Below are 25321 nucleotides of genomic sequence, written 5' to 3' on the forward strand. Positions count from 1 at the left end.
CTTTGGCAGCGTATGTTTTTCGGCGCACCCTGAAAACTCCTTGGAAGGCATCCCCATGGGTCAGCACCCTCCCCGCCGGTTCCTCGCCGGCACGGCCGCCCTCGTCGTGGTCGGCGCGCTCGGCACCGCGTTCAGCCCCGCGCAAGCCGCGTCCTCGACCGTCCTCGTCTCCGAGGTCTTTGGGGGCGGCGGCAACTCCGGCGCTCCGCTGCGCAGCGACTTCGTCGAGCTGTACAACGCCTCCGGCACGGCGATCGACCTCACCGGGTGGAGCGTGCAATACTGGTCCGCCTCAGGCACGAGCGCGCAGACGACGCCCCTCACCGGCTCGGTCCCGGCGGGCCACCACTTCCTCGTCCAGGAGGCTGACGGAGCGAACACCTCGGCCGCGGCCCTTCCGAACGCCGACGTGACGGGCCGCATCCCCATGTCCTCCTCCGCCGGTCGCGTCGCCCTCGTCAACGCCGATGGCGCCACCGTCGACCTCGTCGGCTGGGGCAATGCGGCGGTCGCCGAAGGAGCCCCGGCTCCCGCGACGTCGAACACCACCTCCGTCGCACGCCGCAGCGAGTGCACAGACACCGACGACAACGCGAGTGACTTCGCCACCGGGGCGCCCTCTCCGGCGGGCGCTGCCGCCGGCGCGAGCTTGTGCTCTGCCGTGCAGCCGCCAGCCCCATCGGCCACGACCATTCAGGAGATCCAGGGATCGTCGCACCTCTCCCCGCTGCGCGATCAGCGCGTGAGCGGCGTTGCCGGTGTCATCACGGCGACCTCGCGCACCGGCTTCTGGATGCAGGCGCCCAGCGACGAGAACGACGCCACGAGCGATGCTGTCTTCGTCTACACCAGGTCGGCGCCGGCGCAGAGCGTCGGTGACGCCGTCGAGGTCGCCGGCGTGGTCACCGAGTTCCGCCCCGGCGGCGCATCCGGCAATGACAACCTCACGACGACCCAGATCTCGAGCCCGAAGGTCTCCGTCACCGGCCACGGCCAGGCGATTCCGGCCGTGTGGATCGGCAAGGACCGCATCGCACCGCAGCAGACGATCGAAGCGGGCGACCCCAAGAGCGTCGAGTACGACTCCGCCGTCTTCGACCCGGCCCGGCACTCCATCGACTTCAACGAGTCCCTCGAGGGCATGAAGGTGGCTCTCGACGATGCGCGCGCCGTCGGCCCCACGAACGCGCGCTACGGCGAGACGCCCGTCGTGCCCGGCCAGAACGTCAGCGCCACCACCAGCCCGCGCGGCGGCGTCGTGTACGGCGGATACGATCGCCCCAACGCCATGCGCCTCGTTCTCGACGACTCGCTCATCCCGGCGAACTCCATCCCCGCAGCCAACGTCGGCGACACCTACACGGGCACGACCATGGGCATCATGGACTACGCCTTCGCCATGCCCCACGTGCTCGTCACGACGCCCGCCGGCCACATGCCGTCCGGCCTCACCCGCGAGACGACCAGCGCACAGTCGAACAACCAGCTCGCCGTCGCCACGTTCAACGTCGAGAATCTCGCGCCCAGCGACCAGCAGGACAAGTACGACCGCCTCGCCGACCAGGTGACGACCAACCTCCGCTCGCCCGACGTCCTCGCGCTCGAGGAGATCCAGGACAACAACGGGGTGCAGAACGACGGCACCGTGGACTCCTCCACCACCGTGCGCAAGCTCGTCGACACGATCAAGGCCAGGGGCGGTCCCGCCTACGAGGCACGGTGGGTCAACCCTGAGGACGGCCAGGACGGGGGCGCGCCCGGCGGCAACATCCGTCAGGTCTTCCTCTTCCGCACCGACCGCGACATCGACTTCGTCGACGCCGGCAACCCGTCCGCGACGACGGCCACGCAGGTCATCGGGCGCGGCAAGAAGGCGGCGCTCACCGTCTCCCCCGGCCGCATCGACCCGACGAACCCCGCCTTCGCGGACTCCCGCAAACCACTCGTCGGCCAGTTCCGCTTCCGCGGCGAGAACGTCTTCGTCATCGCCAATCACTTCAACTCCAAGGGCGGCGACGACCCGCTGTTCGGCCGGTGGCAGCAACCCGTTCGCTCCTCCGAGACCCAGCGCCACGCCCAGGCGCAGGTGGTGCGAACCTTCACCGACCAGCTCCTCGCAGCCGACCCCGACGCACGAATCGTCGCCCTCGGCGACATCAACGACTTCGAGTTCAGCCGCACCACCGACATCCTCGTCGGCTCCGGAGCGAACGCGATGACGGACCTGCCGCGCACGCTCCCCGCGAACGAGCGCTACAGCTACGTCTACGAGGGCAACAGCCAGACCCTCGACCACATCCTCGTCTCGCCGCAGCTGACGCGCAGCCCCAAGGGCTGGAAGGGCGCGCCCTACAGCTACGACATCGTGCACACGAACAGCGAGTTCACCGACCAGGACTCCGACCACGACCCGCAGGTGGTGCGACTGCAGATCCGCCCCAACTGATCCGATCAGCACGACGCAAGAGGCCCCGCCGAGTTCGACTCGGTGGGGCCTCGTGCGTCAACGAGAAAGATCAGGCCTGCTCGCCCGACTCCTCCATGAGGTTGCGCGTACGCGACTGGTCGAGCAGGATGCCGGGGCCCATCGTCGTGGCCAGCGTGGCCTTCGTGATGTAGCGACCCTTCGAAGCGGACGGCTTGAGGCGCAGGATCTCCTCCAGCGCAGCCGCGTAGTTCTCGACGAGGGCGCGCTCGTCGAACGAGGCCTTGCCGATGATGAAGTGAAGGTTCGCGTGCTTGTCGACGCGGAACTCGATCTTTCCGCCCTTGATGTCGGAGACGGCCTTGGCGACGTCCATCGTCACCGTGCCCGTCTTCGGGTTCGGCATGAGACCGCGGGGGCCGAGGACCTTACCGAGACGACCGACCTTGCCCATGAGGTCCGGCGTGGCGACGACGGCGTCGAAGTCCGTCCAGCCGCCCTGAACCTTGGCGATGAGGTCGTCCGAACCGACGAAGTCGGCGCCGGCGGCCTCAGCCGCAGCTGCCTTGTCGCCGTTCGCGAAGACGAGGACGCGGGCCGTCTTACCCGTGCCGTGCGGCAGGTTGACCGTGCCGCGGACCATCTGGTCGGCCTTGCGCGGGTCGACACCGAGACGCATCGCGACCTCGACGGTGGCGTCGAACTTCGTCTCGTTCGTCGACTTGGCGATACGAACCGCCTCGAGCGGGGAGTAGAGCTTGCCGGCCTCGATCTTCTCTTCGGCCGCGCGGTAAGCCTTGCTGCGCTTCATGAGTTCTCCTTGGAACAGGTGGAGGTCGTGGTTGTACGGACCAGCGCGGGCCCAACCACTTTCGAACCGTGAGGTTCACGACGGACGGAAAGGCTCCGAACGCCGCTGATGCCACAAGGGCAACCCTTCAAGGATAGCCGAAGGGCCCAGCCCACCGAAATCGGTGAGCCAGGCCCTTCGAGGACGACAGCGGTGGAGATCAGACCATGTTTTCTGGACTGAAAGCACACCGCCGGATCGTCACCTACGAAGCGAACGCGCGGCGTCCGTTCCGTCGGTGCACTTTCAGTCCGTGGTAATACCCATCGAGCGCGCCGTTCCCGCAATGATGCGCGAGGCCATGTCGATGTCGTTGGCGTTCAGGTCCTGCATCTTCATCTCGGCGATCTCGCGGATCTGGTCCTTGCTCAGGTGAGCGACCTTCGTCTTGTGGGGCTCGCCGGAGCCCTTCTGCACGCCCGCAGCCTTCTTGATGAGCTCAGCAGCCGGCGGCGTCTTCGTGATGAACGTGAAGGAGCGGTCTTCGTAGACCGTGATCTCGACCGGGATGACGTTGCCACGCTGGGATTCCGTCGCGGCGTTGTACGCCTTGACGAACTCCATGATGTTGACGCCGTGCTGACCCAGCGCCGGACCGACCGGCGGTGCCGGCGTAGCCGCGCCGGCCTGGATCTGCAGCTTGATGAAGCCGGAAACCTTCTTCTTCGGGGGCATGGTGCCACCTCTTTCGTGTTGTGGGCCGACGCCGTGGGCGATGACCCGGTTGCATCCTCGTCACCCGGACGGGCGACGAGAGGAACAGGTGGGGCTGATCAGATCTTGGCGACCTGGTTGAAGCCCAGTTCGACCGGCGTTTCGCGGCCGAAGATGGAGACGAGGACCTTGAGCTTCGCGGTGTCAGCGTTGATCTCGGAGATCGTCGCGGGCAGCGTCTCGAACGGGCCCTCCATGACGGTGACGGACTCGCCGACGGTGAAGTCGACAGCAACCGGGGCCGTGCCCGAGCCGCCCTTGGCGCCTCCGGTGGCAGCGGCGTCGGAAGCCTTCTCCGGCTCGTCGAACGTCGGGTTCAGCATCGTGACGACCTCGTCGATCGACAGCGGCGACGGCTGGTGGGCGTTGCCCACGAAGCCGGTGACGCCCGGCGTGTGACGCACGGCGCCCCACGACTCGTCGGTGAGGTCCATGCGCACGAGGACGTATCCGGGCATGCGAACGCGCGTGCCGGACTTCTTCTGACCGTTGCGGATCTCGGTGTACTCCTCGATCGGCACCTCGATCTGGAAGATGTAGTCCTCCATGTTGAGGCTCGTGATGCGCTGCTCGAGGTTCGTCTTCACGCGCTTCTCGTAGCCGGCGTAGGAGTGGATGACGTACCAGTCACCGAACTGCGACTTGAGGTCGGCGATGAAGGCCTCGCGCGGGTCGACGGCAGCCTCGTCGGCGCCGTCCTCGGAAGCGGACGCCTCGTCCTCGGTGCGCGCGGCGTTCTCCTCGTCGGCTTCGTCGGCCGTCGGCAGCTTGCCGATCTCGCCGAGCTCGGGCGTGAGATCGGCGTCCGGCGTCTGTGCGGCGTCGGCCGCGTACTCGGCCTCTTCTCGAGCGGCGGGCGAGAGCTGCTCGGGGTTCTGCTCGGTCATCGACCCTGCTTCCTTCACATGAGGGGAACTACATTCAAGTGGTGCGCCACACAAGCGCGCCGCCCGTGCCTCCCGCGAAGCGGGCGCCCAGGCGGCGACTCTCGTGATGTCTCGGGGATCAGCCGGAGCCGAAGACCCACGACACCGCACGCGTGAACATCCAGTCTAGACCGTTGACGTAGGCCATGATGACCGCGAGGAACACCAGGACGGCAATCGTGAAGCTGGTGAGTTCGTCACGCGTGGGGTAGACGACCTTGCGCATCTCGTCGATCACCTGTCGGGCGAACAACAGGATGCGGCCGAAGAAACCGCGGCGCTCACGCTCGCCTGCGACGGCCGTGCTCGTCGCTGCGTCGTTGTCTGCCACAGTGTCACCCTTCCGGATCAGTGCGCTGTGCAGGGCACGAGGGACTTGAACCCCCAACCCCCGGTTTTGGAGACCGGTGCTCTGCCAATTGAGCTAGTGCCCTTCGCGGGTTGCCCCGCGCGGTATCCCGAATGGGTGTCCGGTCTACCGGCGCACGAGTCTACGGGACGAACGGCGCTGGGTGGAAATCGGGGTGGCCCCACGGCCGCGAGGCTGCGCCACGCTCGGGAACGTACGTGCTCGGTGACAGGATGAGGGCGTGACCGGAACGACCAGGACCGCCCGCGACATCGACACCCTCCCGAAGGCCCACCTGCATCTGCACTTCACTGGCTCGATGGCGTTCGACACGCTGCTCGACCTCAGCGTCGCTCACCGAGTTCGCCTTCCGGAGAGCCTCACGGACCACTGGCCGCCGACTCTCGCCTCCGCCATGGACGAACGCGGCTGGTTCCGGTTCCAGCGCCTCTACGACGCGGCCCGCGCCTGCGTGCGCTCGGAGGACGACATGCGACGCATCGTGGACGAGGCCGCGGCCACAGACGCCGCGGAGGGTTCGCGATGGCTGGAGATCCAGGTCGACCCCACCTCCTACGCCCCCTTCGTCGGCGGAATCACACCCGCGCTGGAGATCGTGCTCGACGAAGCGCAGAAGGCGTCCGAGCGCCACGACATCGGCGTCGGCGTCGTCGTGGCTGCCTCGCGCCTCAAGCACCCCTTCGACGCCCGCACACTCGCCCGGCTCGCCGCGAGGAACGCAGGCCCGGTTGTCGGCTTCGGGTTGAGTAACGACGAGCGCCGCGGTGACACCGAGAGCTTCGCGCCGGCCTTCCGCATCGCCCGGGACGCCGGGCTCGCCTCGCTCCCCCACGGCGGTGAGCTGCTCGGCCCCGACGCGGTCACGGAAACGCTCGATGCGCTGCGTCCCGACCGCCTCGGCCACGGGGTGCGCAGTGCGGATTCCGATGACGTCCTGCGCAGGGTCGTCGACGACGGTGTGGGCCTCGAGGTGTGTCCCGGCAGCAACGTCGCGCTCGGCGTCTACGAGGAAGCACGTGACGTGCCCCTGCGCCGCCTCTTCGACGCCGGAGCCAAGATGGCGCTCGGCGCGGACGATCCCCTGCTGTTCGGCTCGCGCCTGAGCGATCAGTACCGCACGGCGCGCGACGTCCACGGCTTCAGCGACGCCGAACTCGCGCAGCTGGCACGCGACAGCTTCGCCATCTCCCGAGCACCGCAGGACGTCGTGCAGCGCGCGAACGCCGACATCGATGCGTGGCTGCTCGCCCAGCCCGCCAGCTCGCCCCGGCCGAACGAGGCGTGACGCTCAGAGCGTGAGGCCGACCCAGACGGGCTCGGGCACGAGACGGACGCCGAAGGCCTCCTCCACACCGTCGACGACGACGCGGGCGAGCGCTGCGACATCGGCAGCAGTGGCCGTACCGCGGTTCGTCAGGGCGAGCGTGTGCTTCGTCGAGAGGGCCGCGGGGCCCGGCATGTTGTAGCCCTTGCCGAAGCCGCCCTTGTCGATGAGCCACGCGGCCGACGTCTTGAGCATGTCGGGGTGCGCCGCGCCCGCGGGGAACTGCGGAGGCACCGGGCCGTCGGCGCCGAGGCGCTCCTCGGCGCGCGCGACGATCGAGTCCATTTGCTCACGCGTGACGATGGGGTTGGTGAAGAACGAGCCGCACGACCACGTGTCGTGATCGCCTGCCTCGAGCACCATGCCGCGCTTCGCGCGCTGCGCGAGAACGCCTGCACGCGCGTCGGCGAGCGGCACGCGCTCGCCCTGCTCGACGCCCAGGCCGGCCGCGAGGTCGGCGTACGCGATGGGCTGGCTGCGGTCTGCCTTGCGCAGCTGGAACGAGACGTCGAGCACGACGTAGCGCCCGCTCTTGTCACCCTCGCGATACGGGGTGTTCTTGAAGATGCTGTGGCGGTAGGTGAACTCGCAGTCGGCGTTCGCGAAAGTCTTGATCTGCTGCGTCACCCGGTCGTAGGTGCGCACGCTGGAGATCGTCTGGGCGACCTCCTGGCCGTAGGCGCCGACGTTCTGCACCGGGGTGGCGCCGACGAGACCGGGAATGCCGGAGAGCGCCTCGATGCCCGACCAGTCGCGCTCACACGCCTCCCGCACGAAGTCGTCCCACACGACGCCGGCACCGACGCGGACGGTGACGCCACCGCAGTCTGAGTCGTGCTCGATCTCGAGGCCCTGGTTGGCGATCTTGACGACTGTTCCGGGGAACCCCTCGTCGGCGATGAGCAGGTTGGAGCCACCGGAGAGAACGAGCAGGGGCTCGCCCGCGTCGTCGGTCTCGCGCACGGCGTCGACGATCTCGTCGATGGTCTCGGCCACGACGAGGCGGCGTGCGGGGCCGCCGACGTGCATCGTCGTCAGCGATGCCAGGGGGATGTCGAACTGCTCCTGCACGAAGACCTCACTCAGATGTTGACGACCGCTCGGGCTCGGTTCAAGACCTTAGTGCCTGCCACCGACACGGCCGCATCGAGCGTCACTGTGCCGGCGGACTCGTCCGTTGCGGCGACCGTGAGAACGAGCGCCACCTCGACGCCGTCGTCACCGGCCGGCACGACGACCGGGGCGGCGAAGCGCGTCGTGAAGGATGCGACCTCACGCCCCGCCGCTACCGTCTCGACGGCGGAAGCCACGAGGCCCATGGTGAGCATGCCGTGCGCGATGACGTCGGGCAGACCGACGGAGCGGGCAAACTCCTCGTCCTGGTGGATGGGGTTCTGATCGCCACTCGCGTTGGCATAGGCCACGAGGTCGGCTCGCAGCAGACGGTGGGTCGTCGACCAGACCTCGTCACCGACCTCGGCGTCGGCGAGGCATGTCACGGTGCTCATGCCTGCTCCCCTCGAATGACGACGACACTCGTCGTCGTGACGCGGGGCTCGCCCGCAGTGGTCTCGACGCCCGTCTCGAGCGTCACCATGTCGTGCCCGCCGGCCGAGCGCACCCGGCGCACCGTGGTGGTGGCGGCGAGTTCGTCGCCCGCGACGATCGGTGCGTGGTAGGTGAAGCCCTCCTCGCCGTGGACGAGCCGCGAGAAGTCGACGTTCGCCTCCGGATCGACCATGAACTCGGCCTCGGCGCGCTGCGCGATCGTGACGGCGAACGTCAGGGGCGCAGCCTGTGACGTCGCGCCCGAGCTGGCGCCGGGCGAGCGAACGGCCGCAGCGAAGGCGTCGAGCTCGTCCTGCGTCACGACGTGCGGCTCCGGAATGGAATAGGTGCGGCCCTCGACGGCCGGATTCACTGCCATGGCTCGACCGTAGGCGCCCCGCAGGGCTACCCGGAAGTCGCTGCCGACGCCGAACCTGCGCGAGCGGCTCAGACATGACGAAGGGCCGTCACCGTGCGGTGACGACCCTTCGTGGATGTTTCGTGCGCGAGATCAGCGGGTCTCGCGGTGCGCCGTGTGCTTCACGCAGCGCTTGCAGAACTTCGCCAGTTCGAGACGGTCGGGGTTGTTCCGACGGTTCTTCTTGGTGATGTAGTTGCGCTCCTTGCACACGGTGCAAGCCATCGTGATCTTCGGGCGAACGTCAGCGCTCTTGGAGGCCATGTCCCACACCTGCTCTCGGAAAGTCGAAATCTGTTGTCATGAAGATTGGTAGCGGGAGCGGGACTCGATCCCGCGACCTCACGATTATGAGTCGTGCGCTCTAACCAGCTGAGCTACCCCGCCGCGCCGTGAACCTTCCGGGCGAGCCCGAAACATTCAAGCGAGCCCCCAAACGGAATCGAACCGTTGACCTTCTCCTTACCATGGAGACGCTCTGCCGACTGAGCTATAGGGGCCTCGCGCCACCGGTATCGAAGGCTCGACACGTTTTGGGCGCGAGGAAGACCTTACACGGGTGGGTAACCAAAGTGAAATCGAGATGACCTGCGGATGCGGGTGTTCTCGACCACACACGAAGCCGCTTCGTGACGCCATCGCTACGACCGTGTAACACCGACCGGCACCCGGGCATTCCCGACGCTGCGCCGGGGCCACTCGGGCCACTCTGGGCCGTCGGAAGCCACTGGCGGCCGTTCGCGCACAGGATGACGGCGGGGCCTCCCCCAGAGGTGGCCCCGCCGTCTGCACCTTGTTCACCCTTGCCCTCGACGTGGACGTCAGGCTCCACGCGAGGACACCCGGACAAACGCCTCGGGGCGCCGGGAAAGTTCCCGACGCCCCGAGGCGTTTTTTCGGCGCTTCTTTTGCGCCGCGATCCGATGCGGCTCAGGCGAGCGGACGCACCGATCCGCGCACGTGTTCCGTGCGCTTCTTCGCGTTGCGCAGGGCAAGGTCGAAACCGCCGTCGCGCGCACCCTCGGCCACGAACGACACCGTGCTAGGGATGAGCAGCGGCTTGCGGAAGCTCATCGTCGCCTCGTAGGCGTCCGGCAAGCGGTTCTCGATCGCCGCGAGCATGCGCGCCTTGCTCCACATGCCGTGCACGATCGTCGTCGGGAAACCGAGCGCCTTGGCGGCAAGCGGATTCATGTGAATCGGGTTCACGTCGCCCGAGACCTTGGCGTAGCGACGCCCGAGGTCTCCCCCGAGGCGCCACGTGGCTCCGAAGCCCTCGACGGCGTCCGGCTCGTCCACCTTCGGCGGCACCTCGCCCTCGACCTTGCGGCCGCGGAAGAGGTACGTCGAACGCCCTTCCCACACGAGCTCGCCGCCGACGTAGACCTCACCGATGAGGTCGGCCTGCGCGCCGCGGAAGTGCGGACGCAGGTTCTCGGCACGAGCGCGCAGTTCGAGCGTCTCACCGAGCAGCACCGGACGGTGCTGCGTAATGGTGTTCTCGAGGTGCACGCTGCCCATGAGCGGGAACGGGAAGGCCTCGTCGGACATGAGCGCGACCTGCAGCGGGAAGACGAGCACGTGCAGGTACGTGCTCGGCAGGCGGTTGCTCAAAGCGAACCCGCAGACGGCGTCGTAGTCGGCGACGTCGGTAACGCTCGGCGTCACGTCCCGGCGCACGACCTCGAGGTCCGGCAGGGTCTTGCCCTTCCGGCGCCCGCCCGTGGCCACGGCCTTCGCGAACATCGGTCCGAGCTTGGGCTCGCCCTTCAGTTCGATCGTCCGAGCCGATGCCACGTCAGGCTCCGATCTGGCTCTGACCGCACACGCGCAGAACCTGGCCGGTCACACCCGCGGAACCCGGCTCGGCGAAGAAGGCGATGGCCTCGCCCACGTCGACCGGCTGGCCGCCCTGGAGCATCGAGTTGAGTCGACGACCCACCTCGCGCGTGGCGACGGGGATCTTGGACGTCATGTCGGTCTCGATGAAGCCCGGCGCGACGGCGTTGACCGTGATGTTGCGGTCGGCGAGGTGCTCCGACAGCTCACGGACGAGACCGATGACACCGGCCTTCGACGCGGCGTAGTTGGCCTGGCCACGGTTACCGCCGATGCCCGAGGTGGAGGCGACGGAGACGATGCGGCCGCCGTCCTTGAGCCCGCCCTTGGTGGCCGGGTCGAGGAGCACCTCGTTGATGCGCAGCTGCGAGGCGAGGTTGACGTCGATGACGGAACCCCAGCGGTCGGCGTCGGTGTTGACGAACAGCTTGTCGCGCGTGATGCCGGCGTTGTGGACGATGACGTCCAGCTTGTCGGCCTTGCGCGCCACGGCCTCGGCGATCTTGTGACCGGCGTCCGGCGTCGTGATGTCGAGGCCGAGCGACGTACCGCCGATCTCGTTGGCGACCTTGCTCAGGGCGTCACCGGCGGCGGGGATGTCGACGGCGATGACGTGCGCACCGGCGCGGGCGAAGACGCGCGCGATCTGCGCACCGATACCGCGAGCGGCGCCGGTGACGACGGCGACCTGACCGTCGAACGGACGGTGCCAGTCGAGCACCTCCTGGACGCCGTGCTTGCGAATGCGCACCGGCTGGCCGGAGACGTACGCCGAGCGGCTCGAGAGGAAGAAGCGCAGCGGCGCGGCGAGCACCGAGCTGTCGCCCTGAGCGTTCGGGTCGACCCAGAACAGGTTGGCCGAAGCGCCGGCACGCAGCTCCTTGCCGATCGAGCGCGTGATGCCCTCGAACGCCTGAGCGGTGGCGGCGGCCTCGACGTCGTCGATCTCGCTCGGCGTCGTCGCGAGGACGATGACGCGAGCCGAACGACCGAGCGCCTTGACGGCGGGCACGGCAATGGCGCGGAACGCCTCGAGGTCGGCCAGCGTCTTGGCGTCTGTCACGTCGATGACGAGGGCGCCCAGCTTGTCGCCGTAGGACGCGTCGGGCGTGGCCTCGACGACCGTGGCGTCGGACGAGCGGATGATCGCGGCGGCGTTGGCGGCAGCGACACCGGCGCCGACGACACCGACGGCGGCGGGGCCGTCGAGGAGGGCCTGGCCCACCTCGTAGCGGCGCAGCACCGGCGGCTGGGGAAGCCCCAGCTGCTTGGCGAGCTTCTTGCCGAAACCGTTGTTGACGAAGTTCGAGTAACCGTCAGCCATCACACTGCCTCCAGAATCGCGACGACGCCCTGGCCACCGGCGGCACACACGGAGATGAGGCCGCGGCCGGAGCCCTTTTCGTGCAGCTGCTTCGCGAGCTGGGCGATGATGCGCCCACCCGTGGCAGCGAAGGGGTGACCCGCCGCGAGCGACGAGCCGTTGACGTTGAGCTTGCTGCGGTCGATCGAGCCCAGGGGCGCGTCGAGACCGAGCTTCTCCTTGCAAAACTCCGGGTCCTCCCACGCCTTGAGCGTCGCGAGGACGGTCGAGGCGAAGGCCTCGTGGATCTCGTAGAAGTCGAAGTCCTGCAGGGACAGACCGTTGCGCTCCAGCAGACGCGGCACGGCGTAGGCGGGAGCCATGAGCAGGCCCTCGTCACCGTTGACGTAGTCCACCGCGGCGCCCTCACCGTCGACGAAGCGGGCGAGCAGCGGCAGGTTGCGCTCCTTGGCCCACTCCTCGCTGCCGAACAGGACGGCCGAGGCGCCGTCGGTGAGCGGCGTCGAGTTGCCGGCGGTCATCGTGCGGTTCTCGCCCTTGCCGAAGACCGGCTTGAGCTTGGCGAGCTTCTCCGCCGTGCTGTCGGGACGCAGGTTGTTGTCCTTGGAAAGGCCCAGGAAGGGCGTGATGAGGTCGTCGAAGAAACCGCGGTCGTACGCAGCGGCCATGTTCTGGTGGCTGGCGGCCGCGAGCTCGTCCTGAGCCTCGCGGGTGATGCCCCACTTCTCGGCCGTGATGGCCATGTGGTCACCCATGGTGAGGCCGGTGCGCGGCTCCTCGTTGCGCGGCTGCTCCGGGGCCAGCTGGTTCGGGCGGATCGAGGCGAGCGCCTTGAGGCGGTCACCCGTCGTCTTCGCGTAGTTGGCCTTCATCAGCGTCTTGCGCAGGCCGTCGTTGAGGGCCAGCGGGGCGTCGGACGTCGTGTCGGTGCCGCCGGTGATGGCGGAGTCGATCTGGCCGAGTTTGATCTTGTTCGACACGAGGATGGCGGCCTCGAGGCCGGTGGCGCAGGCCTGCTGAATGTCGTAGGCCGGCGTCGTCGACGCCAGGTGGCTGCCGAGAACCGACTCGCGGGTGAGGTTGAAGTCGCGCGCGTGCTTGATGACGGCGCCCGCGACGACCTCACCGAGGCGCTCGCCGGCCAGGGAATAGCGCGAGACGAGGCCGTCGATGGCCGCCGTCAGCATGTCCTGGTTGCTCGCCTTGAGGTAGGCGCCGCCCGAGCGTGCGAAGGGGATGCGGTTGCCGCCGATGACGTAGGCGTCACGGATCGTGGTCATTTCTCGCTCCGATGGTCGTGAGAACCCTGGTCGCCGAGCCGCGTTCGCGATTCGACGTGAGTAGAAGTGCTCATTGAAACTTACCGATACGGACAGTAGCAGGTACGCGCGGTACGCGGTACCCTCTGGGACATGTCCGCCCCTTCGAGCACCTCCGACCAAGGCCAGACGCCCCGCGACGGGCGCGACGTGCGCTGGGCCGCCCACCGCGTCGCCAGGCGCCGTGAGCTCGTCGACGCCACCGTGCGGGCCATCCGCACGCACGGCGCCGGCGTCGGCATGGAGGAGATCGCCGCGCAGGCGGGCACGAGCAAGACCGTCATCTACCGCCACCTCGGCGACCGACACGGGGTCTACCTCGCGGTCTGTGAATCCGTTGACGCCCGCATCCTCGCCGAGATCGAGCAGGCCACCGCCTCGTCCGGCGGCTTCGCCACGACGGCCGAGGTCAACCTCCCCCGGATCCTCGGCGCGGTCATCGACAGCTACCTGCGCCTCGTCGAACGCGACCCCGAGGTCTACCGCTTCGTCGTGCGCCGCCCCGACGTCACGCTTCCCGACGACCTGCCAGCGAGCGACCCGGTCACCGGCCTCTCGGGGCGTATTGCGGACAACCTCACCCACCTGCTCGCGCAGTTACAGCCGGACGACGCCCACGCCCAGGGGCGGAATCGGGCGCTGGCCTGGGCGCTCGTCGGCATGGTCAAGGAGTCGGCCGATCGCTGGCTCGAAAACCCCGACGGCCTCACGCGTACGGACCTCGCGCGCCACCTCGCAGCGTTCGCCCACACCGGCCTGGCCGGCCACGGCGAGCTCCCGACTTCCGACGGATCGGCCCCACACCCGCGCCGTCGATGACACGATCCTGACCAGACGATGCCCTTCATCCCACCCAGACCGACGCGTCACGCAACACCGCGTCCCAGGAGGACGACATGAGCACGACCACGAACGACACCACTCCCCGTCACGAGAACCCGAACGCCGCCGAACCGCTCGGCGCACAGGCCGACGTCGACGTCCTGCGCGCCGCGCTCGACGGCCCGTGGCGCGACCTTCGCGAGCGCGTGCGCCGCGAACTGCCGGCCGACGCCATCACGGGCACCCCGGGCGAGCCGATCGACGTCCAGCGCGAGCGCGTCACCCGTCAGGTACTCGCCCTCGCGGACATGGGCTACGGCTCCATCGGCTTCCCCACCGAGCACGGCGGCACCCTCGACTACGGCGCCTCCTGCGTCGCGTTCGAGATGCAAGCCTTCGGCGACCTGTCGCTCCTCATCAAACTCGGCGTCCAGTTCGGCCTGTTCGGCGGCGCGCTCGCCCGCCTCGGCACCGAGCGTCACCTCTCGGCGTACCTGCCCGACATCATGTCGGGGCGCCTCATGGGCTGCTTCGCCATGACGGAGATCGGCCACGGTTCCAACGTCGCAGAGGTCGAGACGACCGCGACGTACGACATCGAGACCGACGAGATCGTCATTCACTCCCCCACCGTCTCCGCGACGAAGACCTACATCGGCAACGCCGCGAAGGACGGCAAGGCGGCCGTGGTCTTCGCCCAGCTCGTCGTGCCGCAGGTCGGCGACGTCCCGGACGGCGAGGAGGAGAGCGGCGAGCACGGCGTGCACGCCCTGTTCGTGCGCATCCGCGACGACGAGGGCAACCCGATGCCCGGCGTCACGATCGGCGACAACGGCGCCAAGGGCGGCCTGCCGGGCGTCGACAACGGCACCATCGCGTTCGACCACGTCCGCGTGCCGCGCGAGAACCTGCTCGACAAGTTCGGCGGCATCGACGAGACCGGCGCCTACGTCTCCGAGATCGACAACGTCAACCGACGCTTCTTCACGATGCTCGGCACCCTCGTGCGCGGCCGCGTCTGCGTCGGTGGCGGCTCGGGTTCCGCGGCGCAGAAGGCGCTGGCCATCGCCATCCGCTACGGCGACCAGCGCCGTCAGTTCGCCGCTCCGGGTGAGGAGCAGGAGATCGTCGTCCTCGACTACCTCGCGCACCAGCGCAAGCTGCTGCCGCGCCTGGCGAAGTCGTACGCGCTGCGGTTCGCGCAGAACGCCATGACCTCGCGCCTGCAGGAGCTCGAGGACGCGGCCAAATCCGCCGAGGGCGGCACGCCCGGCCCCGACCACGAGGACGCCCAGCGCGAACTCGAGTCGTGGGTGGCCGGCATGAAGGCGCAGACGACCTGGCACGCGCTCGACACCATCCAGGCCTGCCGCGAGGCCTGCGGTGGCGCCGGGTACATGGCCGTCAACGGCCTGACGCAGATGCGCGCGGACGTCGACGTCTTCGCCACCTTCGAGGGCGACAACACCGTGCTCATGCAGCTCGTCGCCAAGGGTCTGCTCACCGAGTACCGCGACAGCTGGGGCGACCTCGACATCGCCGGCATGATCGCCCGCGTGGCCTCCCAGACCGTCGAGGGTCTCGTGGAGAACACGCTCAAGCGCGCCGGCCTGCAGAAGCTCATCGACGGCGCCACGCCGCGCAACGACGAGACCGCTCTCGACTCGCGCGGCTGGCAGGAATCGATGTTCTCCGAGCGCGCGAGCCACCTGCTCGAGACGGCGGCGATGCGTCTGCGCAAGGCCGGCAAGGACAACGGCTTCGAGGTGTTCAACAACGCCCAGGACCACATCCTCGCCGCCGCGAAGGCCGACATCGACCTGCGCGTCTTCGAGGCCTTCCAGGACGGCCTCGAGGCGATGGAGGACGGCTCGGCCCGCGACCTCATGGCGAAGGTCTTCGACCTCTACGCCCTGTCGTCGATCGAGGAGGACAAGGGCTGGTTCATGGAGCACGGCCGCCTCTCGGTGGCGCGCTCCAAGGCCGTCACGACGCGCATCAACTCGCTGTGCGGCGAGCTGCGCCCGCACGCCGTCATGCTGACGGAGGCGTTCGGCATCCCCGAGGGCTGGCTCGAGAACGACCTCATCGACCTCGGCCAGGACCGCGCCGGCGTCACCCGCTGACACGAAATCCTCGCACCACCTCAGACGGCGGCCCGGCTCAACGTAGCTGGGCAGCCGTCGGTGTCCGTCAGCGCTCGCTACGTCACGGCGACCGGGCCTGCCGCGAGCGCCGTTAGGGTCGGATCATGCAGACGATCCATCACATCGCCCTGGCCGACGAGTGGGACGAGGCGCAGCGTGAGGGCACCTACGCGACGTCGACGCTCGGCATGAGCATCGACGCCGTGGGTTACCTGCACGCGAGCTTCCCCGAGCAGGTTCGCCCGACCCTCGAGCGCTTCTACTCCGACGTCGACGCGCCGCTCGTCCTGCTCACGCTCGACCCGGAGGCCCTGGCCGAGGCGGGCCTCGAGGTGCGCGTCGAACCGGCGGCGCCCGACGACCCCGAGAGTGAGCGCTTCGCGCACGTGTACGGCGGCGTGCTGCCCGTCAACGCTGTCAGCTCTGTCGAGTCGCTCGAGTTGCCCGGCACGCAGGCGTGAACAGCAGCAAGGACAAGACGAAGGCCCCGCAGCTGATGCTGCGGGGCCTTCGTGCACTGGGGTGCCAGGTGAAGGATTCGAACCTTCGAAGCTTTCGCGACGGATTTACAGTCCGCTCCCATTGGCCGCTCGGGCAACCTGGCTCGCGTGCTCGGAAACAATAGCAAAGAGGCGGGAGGCTGGGCGAATCGGCTCGTTCGTCCCACCCGCGCGGCGCCACCTTCGCCGACCGCCTCCCCTAACCGGCATGTCGGGCTCTATCGTGGCGCTGGAGAAAGCACTCACCGGCGACCCGAGGAGACACCGTGGTAGACAGCTCGTTCGACATCGTCAGCAAGATCGACAAGCAGGAGGTCGCGAACGCCGTCAACCAGGCGGCCAAGGAGATCTCGTCGCGCTACGACTTCAAGAACGTCGGCGCCTCCGTCGAGCTGTCCGGCGACTCGATCGTCATGAAGGCCAACTCCGAGGAGCGCACCCTCGCCGTTCTCGACGTGCTGCAGACGAAGCTCGTCAAGCGCGGTGTCTCGCTCAAGACGCTCGACTACGGCAGCGACGAGCCGACGCCGAAGCTCTCCGGCAAGGAGTACCGACTCGAGGCCGCCCTCAAGGAGGGCATCTCGTCGGAAAACGCCAAAAAGATCAGCAAGCTCATCCGTGACGAGGGCCCCAAGACGGTCAAGGCACGTATCGAGGGTGACGAACTGCGCGTCACGAGCAAGAGCCGTGACGACCTGCAGACCGTGCAGCAGCTCCTTCGCGGCGCCGACCTCGACGTGGCCCTGCAGTTCACGAACTACCGCTGACCCGGCCATGACCTCCCTCCGCGAGTCCTACGCGCTACGGACGTGGGCACTCGTGCTCGTTCTCGTCGTTCTCGCCGCGGCCGGTGGCGAACGCCTCGTCGACACGCTGGCCGACGACGAGGAAACGGTCGCCTGGGCACACGGAGCACGCCTGGCCTCGTCCGCCGTGACACTCGTTGTCTCGCTCGTCGCGCTCGCGCTCATGGGGCGTGGACACCATCGTCGGATGGCCACGTTGCGCCCTGCCGCGCCCACCCCGACGAAGCTGTTGGGCTCCCCGCGGGACGAGGAGGACGAGGAGGAGAAGGCGCAGATGCTCGTCGAGACCTTCCCGCTGACGACGTGCCTGCTCGTGCTCGCCCTGGCGGTGGCGGTGTTCGTCGCGACCTACCCGGAGGAGCCCGCGTTCGTGCGGGTTCTTGCCTCGACGGGAGCCCTCATCACGTTCCTGTGGCTCCTCGGGGCCGTCGCCTCCCGCGTGCGCGCGGGACGGGCGCTACGCAGCTGAGAGCCGCCGGTCAGTGCAGTGGGTTGGGCAGGAGGAGTTCGGTGTTGCGGTCGGCCGGGGTGCCCAGCCCCTCGCGCTCGGCGTTGATGTCGTTGTACGACAGTTCGCGGTAGAGGGACGCCAGCGCAGCCTGGGAGCCGTCGGAGTAGGAGGCCTGGTACGGCGCCGCCGACTCGACGAGCGTCGTGAAGAGGCTCAGCGTGCCGTCGGCGTTGTCGCAGACCTCGATGATGCGGGCGAGCTGGGGGAAGTCGACGTGGCTGGCCGTGTTGATCTCCCAGAAGCTGCGCTCGGGATCGCGGTGACGGCGCGCGGTGATGCTGTTGACGTGAGTGTGGCCGTTGACCCAGGCGATGACGTTCGGGAAGCGCTTCAGGGTGTTGACGACTTCGAGGCCACCGTGGCGGATCTCGGGCTTGCCCGGGTCGAGGAGCAGGTTGTTCATCGACTCGCTCGTGTGGTGGCTGAACAGGACGAACAACTCGTCGTCGACCTGACGCTTCTGCTCGGCGCCCCAGACATCGAAGAACCGGCTGCTGCCGGCCTCCAGACGGCGCTGCAGCCAGCGGAACTGCTCGTCACCGAGGCTGCCCTCGGTCCAGCCCGCGCGGTTCGTCGAATCCATGGCGATGCCGGTGACGCCGTCGGCGATGCGGAACGCGTAGTAGCCACGGCCCGTGGCGACGTTCTCCTCGGTGAAGCCGTGTCCTCCGCTCGGCAGGTGCGCCTTCATGTACTCGACAGGCGTGAACGGCGCGCGACGGGCGTCCGGCGTCACGCTGCGCGTCGTCATCGACGATGTCTGCGGCAGGGTGCGCGAGGCGCCGGTGTAGGCACGACGTAGCTGCGTGTTCGAGGTTGACGCCTTGAACCCCATGAACTTCTTGTCGCTCGTGTAGAGCTTCGCGACGGCCGCCCAGTCGCTCGGCAGCACCCCGCTCATCGAGTCGTCGTGGTTACCGAAGACGCTGAACCACGGCGTCTTGAGGCCGTGGCTGCGGTGCGGCGCAACGGCGCGGGCGAAGAATCCGGGCACCGTCGGGAAGCCGGCCTCCTTGTACCGGTCGCGCACGGCGTCGTCGCTCACGTTGTAGAACTGCTCGTCACCGCCGGTGGCGACGCCCTCCCACTCGGTGGCGGCACCGGTGTTCTGCCGAATCGTTCCACCGTTCATCACGGCGAGGAACCAGTCGAGTTCGACCGACTCGTGGTTGTCGGTGTTGTCGCCGGTGGAGACGACGCAGTCGAAGACGCGCCCGGAGAAGGGCCCCTTCGCCAGATCGTTGATGCGCTTGACGAGCTGCGCCCCACCGTGCGAGCCGAGCGGCTCCTGCGGGCGGAACGCGCTGCCGTTGACCGTGCTCAACCACTCGAAGCGCACCGGGCTCTGGGCGTCGATCATGTGCAGGTCGGTGAACTGAACGATGCTCGCGAGCGCCTTACGGGTGTCGTCGCGGTTCGGCTTGCCTGCGACCAACTCGTCGCGCACGACGAGTGCCCAACCCGGCCCGGCAGTGAGGCGCGCGTAACCCGACGAGGCCTTCGGCGTCGCGACGTTCGCCAGCGTCGTGCCCTTGGTGAACACGCTTCGCGACGCCGCGTAGGCAACCTGGCGATCGGTGGCGACGCCGGCGAAGGCGAGGGCGGCGAGGGAGCCTGAGGCACCCTTGAGGACACTGCGGCGGGAGATGTCGGACACGGGGAGACCTCTTCTCGGGCTGGGCGATCGTCCGAACATCGTGCCCGGCCGCCTCTACTCCCCAGTAACCCGCAACTGAACGTCGAATGAACGGCCCCTCGGGAGCGTTTCGTGAGGGCCCGCGGCTTACGCCTGCGTAGGGAAGCGGGGTGGGAGGCGCCGCCATCGTCGGCGTCGTAGCATGGCTGGAGCTACCCATCAGTATCGAAAGGCTGCGACCATGCCCCGCAACATTTACGACGAAGACCACGAGGCGTTCCGCTCCTCCGCCCGCGAGTTCGTCGAGCGCACCCTCGCCCCGCGTGCCGAGGAGATGATCCGCGATCACGTCATCGCGCGTGACATCTGGGAAGAGGCCGGCAAGCAGGGCTTCTTCGGCCTGTGCATCCCGGAGGAGTACGGCGGCGCCGGCATCGACGACTACCGCTTCAACGCGATCTTCGCCGAAGAGATCAGCAAGTTCACCGCCGCCGTCGCGTCGTGCTTCGGCATCCACTCGGATGTCACCGCGCCGTACATCGTCAGCCTCGGCACCGAGGAGCAGAAGCAGAAGTACCTGCCGCGGGTCGCGACGGGTGAGCTGATCCTGTCGATCGGCATGACGGAGCCGTCGGGCGGTTCGGACCTCGCCAACCTCAAGTCGATCGCCGTCAAGGCCGACGACGGTTCGGGCGACTGGATCCTCAACGGTTCGAAGACGTTCATCACGAACGGCCACCAGTGCGACGTCGCCGTTGTGGCGGCACGCACGGACCCGAGCAAGGGCGCCAAGGGCATCTCGCTGTTCCTCGTCGAGGCCGGCACCGAGGGCTTCACGAAGGGCAACAAGCTCGACAAGGTCGGCCAGGTCGAGTCCGACACCTCCGAGCTGTTCTTCGACAATGTGCGTCTGCCCGCCGACGCGCTGCTCGGCCCGCAGGACCTCGGCTTCATCGCGATGATGAAGCACCTGCCGCAGGAGCGCATCGGCAACGCCATCGCCAACATCGCGAACGCGAAGCAGATCCTCGCCGAGACGATCCAGTACTGCAAGGACCGCAAGGCTTTCGGTCAGCCCATCGGCTCGTTCCAGCACAACACGTTCAAGATCGCCGAGATGGTGACGAAGATCGAGGTCTCCGAGGCGTACATCGACGACTGTGTCGCCGCGCACGCCGAGGGCAAGCTGACGGCCGTCGACGCCGCGAAGGCGAAGTGGTGGGCCGCCCAGGTGCAGTGCGACGTACTCGACGAGTGCGTGCAGTTGCACGGTGGCTACGGCTACATGAACGAGTACCGCGTGGCACGTGCGTGGCGTGACGCGCGCGTGCACAAGATCTGGGCCGGTTCGAACGAGATCATGAAGATGATCATTGGGCGTGACCTCGGCTTGTGACGAGCGGATACCGGAGGTCGAGGGCCGGGCGAGCGCATGCTCGCCCGGCCCTCGACCGTAGGTAGACGCGACAGAACAAGCCCGAAGACGCAGGCTCTGACGAGAGCGCAGTGAAGGTTGAGGCCGTGCCGAGCGAATGCGAGGTGCGGCCTCAACCTTCACCCCTGCGACATCTCACAAGGTGGGGAGTTCTCCTGCCGATCGCCCCGCCATCGACTGCGTGACGCCCAGCGTTGGGAGTTTTGCAGCGAGCGGCACCGCCGGCTTCAGGCGAAGGCCTCGGCGGTCGTCGTCACCGAGCCGACGGCGTCGGGCTGCTTCGTCCACGCGGCTTGGGCGTTGAGAACTCGGATGGCTTCGTCCGGGCCGTGGGGCAAGCCGTGTTCGCGCATGTCGCGGGTGGTGTGCGCGTCCGCCACGAGCGTGATGTCGCACCCGCGGTGGATGCCGCCGTAGAACGCCCCCAGGTCTTGTGCACGACCGGCTGCTCGTCGCCGGTTCCAACTCGAGAACGATGCGCCACCCGTCACTCCCTTCGGGCAGCCCCTGATCCGAGTGCTGCACCCAGATGGCGGGGATGTCGGCGCGGCGCGCGTTCGTGACGAGGGTGGCGACCGCGGTGACGACGGCCTCGGCGTTGACGGATTCGGCCATGACGTCGTTCTGGACGTCGACGCCGAGAAGTGGTGTTTCGCTCGTGGTCTGACGATAGGGCGTGCCACCGACAACGGGGTGGCATGGTTCACCCGCCGAATTCCTATTGAGCATTGCTCAACACGGGCAGCCAAAGCATGATGGGATGTGATCCAGAGCACGTCGATAGCCGTCATCACGTCCGAGGAGCCCCTCATGACCGATCTGCCTCTCGTCTCCACCACCCTCTCCCTCGCGTCCGTCCTGGCCGAGCCGGCGTGGCGCACGCCGGAGACCGTCGCTCTCGTGCAGGGCCCGCGGCGCCTGACCTACGCGGAGACGTGGAACGAGGCGCGCAAGGTGGCCGCCGCACTCGTCGAGGACGGCGTGGAGCCCGGTGATCGGGTCGCACTGCTCGCTCCCAACGTCGTCGAGTTCGTCACGTCCTACTACGGCATCCTCGCCGCCGGTGGTGTCGTCGTGCCGGTACCGACGCTGCTGCAGGGTCGCGAAGCGGCGTTCCTCATCGCCACCGCGGGCGCCTCGCGCCTGCTCTACCACCCCGCTGTCGCGAGCACCGCGAATCAGGGTGCCGAACTCGCCGGGGTGCCGCTGCACGACATCACGACGTACGGGGCCGCCACCGAGCCACTCGCCTCGTTCGTCACGCGCGAGCCGATGGATCCGGCCGTCATCTTCTTCACGAGCGGCACCACGGGCAAGCCCAAGGGCGCCGTCCTCACTCACCTCAACCTCGTGATGAACGCCACCGTCAGCGCCTTCGACGGCAACGGAGTCGCGGACGACGCCGTCATCCTCGGCTGCCTGCCGCTGTTCCACATCTTCGGCCAGTCTGTGTCGCTCAACGCCGGCTTCCGACGCTCCTCGACCCTCGTGCTCCAGCCCCGCTTCGAGCCCCGTGAGGCGATCGACCTCATGAACGCCGAGGGCGTGACGATGATCTGCGCCGTGCCGACGATGTACATCCAGCTCCTCGCGGCGGTCGCGGAGAACCCCGATCTGAAGGTGCCCCACCTCGACGACGCCATCAGCGGCGGCGCCTCTCTGCCCGTGGCCGTCCTCGAGAGGTTCGAGAAGACGTTCTCGACCCGCATCCACGAGGGCTATGGCCTGTCCGAGACGTCCCCGTCGATCACCTCCAACCAGGAGCGCTTCGGTGTCGTCCCCGGCAGCGTCGGGCATCCGCTCTGGGGCGTCGACGTCGATATCGCCGACCTCACCGTGCCGGAGCGCATCAGCCTCGTCGGGCCGGGCGAGCGCGGCGAGGTGGTCGTGCGCGGCCACGCCGTCTTCGCCGGCTACTGGAACAACGCGGAGGCGAGCGCCGAAGCGCTCACCGACGGCTGGTTCCGCACCGGAGACATCGGCATCAAGGACGCTACGGGGCGCATCACGATCGTCGACCGCACAAAGGATCTCGTCATCCGCGGCGGGTACAACGTCTATCCGCGCGAGGTGGAAGAGGCGCTCATGCGCTACGACGGCGTTGCCCAGGTGGCCGTCATCGGTGTCCCCCACGAGGAGTACGGCGAGGAGATCATGGCCGTGGTCGTGCCCACCGAGGCCGGCGCCGTCGACGCCGACGCCCTCGTCGAGTGGTCGCGTGACGAGCTGGGCAAGCACAAGTACCCGCGTCGCGTGCAGATCGTGGAGCAACTGCCGCTCGGGCCGAGCATGAAGGTGCTCAAGCGCGAACTGCGTACCCAGTACAGTGACAACGCATAGGCTTGTTGAGCATCGCTCAATAAGCGCGCACACCCCAGGAAAGGAACGTCACACATGACGGCACGATTCACCGACCAGGTCGCCATCGTCACCGGCGCGAGCCGCGGCATCGGGCTGGCCATCGCGCAGCGCCTCGTCGACGAAGGCGCAAAGGTCATCATCACGGCCCGTGGCCAGGAGGCGCTCGACGCGGCCGTGGAACAACTCGGTGACAACGCCCGCGCCGTCGCCGGCAAGGCCCAGGACAAGGAACACCAGCAGGCCGTCGTCGACCTCGCTCTGTCGACCTGGGGCCGTCTCGATGTCCTCGTCAACAACACCGGCATCAACCCCGTCTACGGCGGCCTCATGGACCTGGACGACGACGCGGCCCGCAAGATCGCCGAGGTCAACCTGCTCGCCACCCTCTCGTGGACGCGCACCGCGTGGAACAGCTGGATGAAGGACAACGGCGGCTCCGTCGTCAACCTGGCCAGCATCGCCGGCCTGCGCACGGCCCCCGGCATCGCCTACTACGGCGTGACGAAGGCCGGCCTCATCCACCTCACCGAGGAGCTGGCCGTCGAGCTCGGCCCCACGGTGCGCGTCAACGCCGTGGCCCCCGCCGTCGTCAAGACCGACTTCGCCAAGGCCCTCTACGAGGGCCGTGAGGACGAGGTCGCCAAGCCGTACCCGCTCAAGCGCCTCGGCCGCCCCGAGGACATCGCCGGCCCCGTCGCCTTCCTCGCCTCCGAGGATGCGGCCTGGGTGACGGGCCAGACGCTGCCGATCGACGGTGGCATCACACTCACCGGCGGCTTCTGAGCATCCCGAAACCCTCGAACTCCCGACGAAAGGACATACCCATGACCCAGCGAACCGCCATCGTCACCGGTGCCGCGCGCGGCATCGGCGCGGCCGTCGCCCAGCGTCTCGCCTCCGACGGCTTGCAGGTTGCCGTCATCGACCTCGACGAGAGCGCGTGCGCCTCGACGGTCGAGGCCGTCACGTCCGCTGGCGGCAAGGCCATCGCCGTCGGCGCCGACGTCTCCGACGAGGAGAGCGTCAAGAAGGCCGTCCAGCGCGTCGCCGACGAGCTCGGTGCCCCCACCGTGCTCATCAACAACGCCGGCATCCTGCGCGACAACCTGCTGTTCAAGATGAGCGTCGACGACTGGGACATGGTCATGGGCGTTCACCTGCGCGGCAGCTTCCTCATGGCCCGCGAGGCCCAGGCCCACATGACGAAGGAAGGCTTCGGCCGCATCGTCAACCTGTCGTCGAGCTCGGCGCTCGGCAACCGCGGTCAGGCCAACTACTCGGCCGCCAAGGCCGGCCTGCAGGGCTTCACGAAGACCCTCGCCATCGAGCTCGGCAAGTTCGGCGTCACCGTCAACGCCATCGCTCCGGGCTTCATCGCCACGGACATGACGGCGGCCACCGCCGAGCGTGTCGGCGTGCCGTTCGACGACTTCATGAAGGGCGCGGCGGACGCCACGGCCGTCAAGAAGGTGGGCCGCCCCGAGGACATCGCCAACGCGGCGTCGTTCTTCTGCGACGAGCGCTCCGGGTACGTCTCCGGCCAGGTGCTCTACGTCGCCGGCGGACCCCTGAACTGAAGGAGGAGCTCATGCGTACGTTCAACGGACTCGAGGAACTCAAGGCCGCCGTCGGCGAGGAACTCGGCTCGAGCGAGTGGCACGAGGTCACCCAGACGATGGTCGACCAGTTCGCCGAGGCGACGGGCGACCATCAGTGGATCCACGTCGACCCGGAGAAGGCGAAGGCCGGCCCGTTCGGCACGACGATCGCTCACGGCTACCTCACGCTGAGCCTCGTGCCGATGCTGGCTGCCGAGATCTGGTCGATCGAGAACATCTCGATGGCCGTCAACTACGGCTCGAACAAGGTGCGTTTCACCCAGCCGGTTCCCGTCGGCTCGCGCGTGCGCGGCACCGCGGTGCTCGACGAGGTCAAGGAGTCGCCCAAGGGCGCCCAGGTGGCCATGACGTTCACCGTCGAGATCGAGGGCGAGGAGCGCCCGGCCTGCGTCGCACAGACGCTGTCGGTCATCGTGCCCTGACGCGA

Annotated in this window: 25 protein-coding genes, 4 tRNA genes and 1 pseudogene; 12 read left to right on the forward strand and 18 right to left on the reverse strand. The window is 68.2% G+C overall.

Annotation, left to right across the window (positions count from 1 at the left end; translation table 11 throughout):
- The first annotated feature begins 55 nt into the window (after nt 1-55).
- On the forward strand, nt 56-2446 hold the full coding sequence (locus tag AA983_RS01090; protein ID WP_047310407.1) for a lamin tail domain-containing protein: 2391 nt from the start codon (nt 56-58) through the stop codon (nt 2444-2446).
- 70 nt (nt 2447-2516) lie between these two features.
- Here the strand turns inward: AA983_RS01090 and rplA are convergent, their stop codons facing one another.
- The 5 genes from rplA to AA983_RS01115 form a co-directional block, all read right to left on the reverse strand.
- On the reverse strand, nt 2517-3236 hold the full coding sequence (gene rplA / locus AA983_RS01095; RefSeq protein ID WP_047310408.1) for a 50S ribosomal protein L1: 720 nt from the start codon (nt 3234-3236) through the stop codon (nt 2517-2519).
- A gap of 285 nt (nt 3237-3521) precedes the next feature.
- The gene (rplK, locus tag AA983_RS01100; protein WP_047310409.1) at nt 3522-3950 is read right to left on the reverse strand and encodes a 50S ribosomal protein L11; all 429 of its coding nucleotides are present in this window, start codon (nt 3948-3950) and stop codon (nt 3522-3524) included.
- Nucleotides 3951-4048: 98 nt separating this feature from the next.
- Nucleotides 4049-4876 carry a transcription termination/antitermination protein NusG gene (gene nusG, locus AA983_RS01105; RefSeq protein ID WP_047310410.1) on the reverse strand — a complete coding sequence of 276 codons (828 nt, stop codon included), beginning with the start codon at nt 4874-4876 and terminating at the stop codon, nt 4049-4051.
- A 118-nt stretch (nt 4877-4994) separates the two neighbouring features.
- Nucleotides 4995-5246 carry a preprotein translocase subunit SecE gene (gene secE / locus AA983_RS01110; protein ID WP_047311060.1) on the reverse strand — a complete coding sequence of 84 codons (252 nt, stop codon included), beginning with the start codon at nt 5244-5246 and terminating at the stop codon, nt 4995-4997.
- Nucleotides 5247-5276: 30 nt separating this feature from the next.
- Nucleotides 5277-5349: transfer RNA gene (locus tag AA983_RS01115), tRNA-Trp, on the reverse strand.
- 156 nt (nt 5350-5505) lie between these two features.
- Between AA983_RS01115 and AA983_RS01120 the strand changes: the two genes are divergently transcribed.
- The gene (locus AA983_RS01120) at nt 5506-6570 is read left to right on the forward strand and encodes an adenosine deaminase (protein WP_047310411.1); all 1065 of its coding nucleotides are present in this window, start codon (nt 5506-5508) and stop codon (nt 6568-6570) included.
- A 3-nt stretch (nt 6571-6573) separates the two neighbouring features.
- Here the strand turns inward: AA983_RS01120 and AA983_RS01125 are convergent, their stop codons facing one another.
- The 9 genes from AA983_RS01125 to AA983_RS01165 all read right to left on the reverse strand — a co-directional run bounded on the left by AA983_RS01125 (nt 6574) and on the right by AA983_RS01165 (nt 13018).
- On the reverse strand, nt 6574-7680 hold the full coding sequence (locus AA983_RS01125; protein ID WP_047310412.1) for a UDP-N-acetylmuramate dehydrogenase: 1107 nt from the start codon (nt 7678-7680) through the stop codon (nt 6574-6576).
- 11 nt (nt 7681-7691) lie between these two features.
- The gene (locus AA983_RS01130; protein WP_047310413.1) at nt 7692-8117 is read right to left on the reverse strand and encodes a MaoC/PaaZ C-terminal domain-containing protein; all 426 of its coding nucleotides are present in this window, start codon (nt 8115-8117) and stop codon (nt 7692-7694) included.
- Complete coding sequence (locus tag AA983_RS01135; protein WP_047310414.1) at nt 8114-8536, reverse strand: MaoC family dehydratase N-terminal domain-containing protein; 423 nt, start codon at nt 8534-8536, stop codon at nt 8114-8116. The genes AA983_RS01130 and AA983_RS01135 overlap by 4 nt, the downstream gene beginning before the upstream one ends.
- A gap of 132 nt (nt 8537-8668) precedes the next feature.
- Nucleotides 8669-8839 (reverse strand): 50S ribosomal protein L33, encoded by a 171-nt coding sequence (gene rpmG, locus AA983_RS01140; protein ID WP_047311061.1) that lies wholly within the window; start codon nt 8837-8839, stop codon nt 8669-8671.
- A 46-nt stretch (nt 8840-8885) separates the two neighbouring features.
- Nucleotides 8886-8962, reverse strand: a tRNA-Met gene (locus AA983_RS01145).
- A 40-nt stretch (nt 8963-9002) separates the two neighbouring features.
- Nucleotides 9003-9075 (reverse strand) — tRNA-Thr (locus AA983_RS01150).
- 430 nt (nt 9076-9505) lie between these two features.
- Nucleotides 9506-10372, reverse strand: a complete 867-nt coding sequence (locus AA983_RS01155; protein WP_197078918.1) for a MaoC/PaaZ C-terminal domain-containing protein — start codon at nt 10370-10372, stop codon at nt 9506-9508.
- A gap of 1 nt (nt 10373) precedes the next feature.
- Entirely contained in the window at nt 10374-11738 is a 1365-nt protein-coding gene (locus AA983_RS01160) for a 3-oxoacyl-ACP reductase (RefSeq protein ID WP_047310415.1), read from the reverse strand.
- Nucleotides 11738-13018: an acetyl-CoA C-acetyltransferase gene (locus AA983_RS01165; protein ID WP_047310416.1), complete on the reverse strand. Its 1281-nt coding sequence runs from the start codon at nt 13016-13018 to the stop codon at nt 11738-11740. Before AA983_RS01165 ends, AA983_RS01160 begins: the two co-directional genes overlap by 1 nt.
- Nucleotides 13019-13150: 132 nt before the next feature.
- Here AA983_RS01165 and AA983_RS01170 point away from each other — a divergent pair, with 132 nt between their 5' ends.
- The 3 genes from AA983_RS01170 to AA983_RS01180 all read left to right on the forward strand — a co-directional run bounded on the left by AA983_RS01170 (nt 13151) and on the right by AA983_RS01180 (nt 16487).
- Nucleotides 13151-13876: a TetR/AcrR family transcriptional regulator gene (locus tag AA983_RS01170; RefSeq protein WP_047310417.1), complete on the forward strand. Its 726-nt coding sequence runs from the start codon at nt 13151-13153 to the stop codon at nt 13874-13876.
- Between the two features lie 77 nt (nt 13877-13953).
- Complete coding sequence (locus tag AA983_RS01175) at nt 13954-16005, forward strand: acyl-CoA dehydrogenase (RefSeq protein WP_052946730.1); 2052 nt, start codon at nt 13954-13956, stop codon at nt 16003-16005.
- A 125-nt stretch (nt 16006-16130) separates the two neighbouring features.
- Nucleotides 16131-16487 (forward strand): DUF952 domain-containing protein, encoded by a 357-nt coding sequence (locus AA983_RS01180; protein WP_047310418.1) that lies wholly within the window; start codon nt 16131-16133, stop codon nt 16485-16487.
- 62 nt (nt 16488-16549) lie between these two features.
- Here the strand turns inward: AA983_RS01180 and AA983_RS01185 are convergent.
- Nucleotides 16550-16630, reverse strand: a tRNA-Tyr gene (locus AA983_RS01185).
- A 162-nt stretch (nt 16631-16792) separates the two neighbouring features.
- Between AA983_RS01185 and AA983_RS01190 the strand changes: the two genes are divergently transcribed.
- Both AA983_RS01190 and AA983_RS01195 read left to right on the forward strand, forming a co-directional pair.
- On the forward strand, nt 16793-17293 hold the full coding sequence (locus AA983_RS01190) for a YajQ family cyclic di-GMP-binding protein (RefSeq protein WP_047310419.1): 501 nt from the start codon (nt 16793-16795) through the stop codon (nt 17291-17293).
- 7 nt (nt 17294-17300) lie between these two features.
- Nucleotides 17301-17801 carry a hypothetical protein gene (locus tag AA983_RS01195; RefSeq protein WP_047310420.1) on the forward strand — a complete coding sequence of 167 codons (501 nt, stop codon included), beginning with the start codon at nt 17301-17303 and terminating at the stop codon, nt 17799-17801.
- Nucleotides 17802-17811: 10 nt separating this feature from the next.
- Here the strand turns inward: AA983_RS01195 and AA983_RS01200 are convergent, their stop codons facing one another.
- A complete protein-coding gene (locus tag AA983_RS01200; RefSeq protein WP_156170118.1) occupies nt 17812-19500 on the reverse strand; it encodes a TIGR03767 family metallophosphoesterase in 1689 nt (562 codons plus the stop codon).
- A gap of 220 nt (nt 19501-19720) precedes the next feature.
- On the opposite strand from AA983_RS01200, the gene AA983_RS01205 reads away from it, so the two are divergent.
- Nucleotides 19721-20875 carry an acyl-CoA dehydrogenase family protein gene (locus AA983_RS01205; RefSeq protein ID WP_047310422.1) on the forward strand — a complete coding sequence of 385 codons (1155 nt, stop codon included), beginning with the start codon at nt 19721-19723 and terminating at the stop codon, nt 20873-20875.
- A gap of 266 nt (nt 20876-21141) precedes the next feature.
- On the opposite strand, the gene AA983_RS15740 is transcribed toward AA983_RS01205, so the two are convergent.
- On the reverse strand, nt 21142-21405 hold the full coding sequence (locus tag AA983_RS15740; RefSeq protein ID WP_047310423.1) for a hypothetical protein: 264 nt from the start codon (nt 21403-21405) through the stop codon (nt 21142-21144).
- A gap of 19 nt (nt 21406-21424) precedes the next feature.
- Nucleotides 21425-21643, reverse strand: a pseudogene (locus AA983_RS15960) (isochorismatase family protein); the annotation flags it as partial.
- Nucleotides 21644-21724: 81 nt separating this feature from the next.
- Here AA983_RS15960 and AA983_RS01215 point away from each other — a divergent pair.
- From AA983_RS01215 to AA983_RS01230, 4 genes are read left to right on the forward strand one after another with little or no spacing between them, the layout of a single operon-like run.
- Nucleotides 21725-23254, forward strand: coding sequence for an AMP-binding protein (locus AA983_RS01215; RefSeq protein WP_047311064.1), 1530 nt, complete (start codon nt 21725-21727; stop codon nt 23252-23254).
- A gap of 54 nt (nt 23255-23308) precedes the next feature.
- A complete protein-coding gene (locus AA983_RS01220; protein WP_047310424.1) occupies nt 23309-24058 on the forward strand; it encodes an SDR family oxidoreductase in 750 nt (249 codons plus the stop codon).
- 41 nt (nt 24059-24099) lie between these two features.
- The gene (locus AA983_RS01225; protein ID WP_047310425.1) at nt 24100-24852 is read left to right on the forward strand and encodes an SDR family oxidoreductase; all 753 of its coding nucleotides are present in this window, start codon (nt 24100-24102) and stop codon (nt 24850-24852) included.
- Between the two features lie 11 nt (nt 24853-24863).
- The gene (locus tag AA983_RS01230) at nt 24864-25316 is read left to right on the forward strand and encodes a MaoC family dehydratase (RefSeq protein WP_047310426.1); all 453 of its coding nucleotides are present in this window, start codon (nt 24864-24866) and stop codon (nt 25314-25316) included.
- Nucleotides 25317-25321: the final 5 nt, after the last annotated feature.

Source organism: Dermacoccus sp. PE3 (genome assembly GCF_001021715.1).
GTDB classification, from domain to species: domain Bacteria; phylum Actinomycetota; class Actinomycetes; order Actinomycetales; family Dermatophilaceae; genus Dermacoccus; species Dermacoccus abyssi.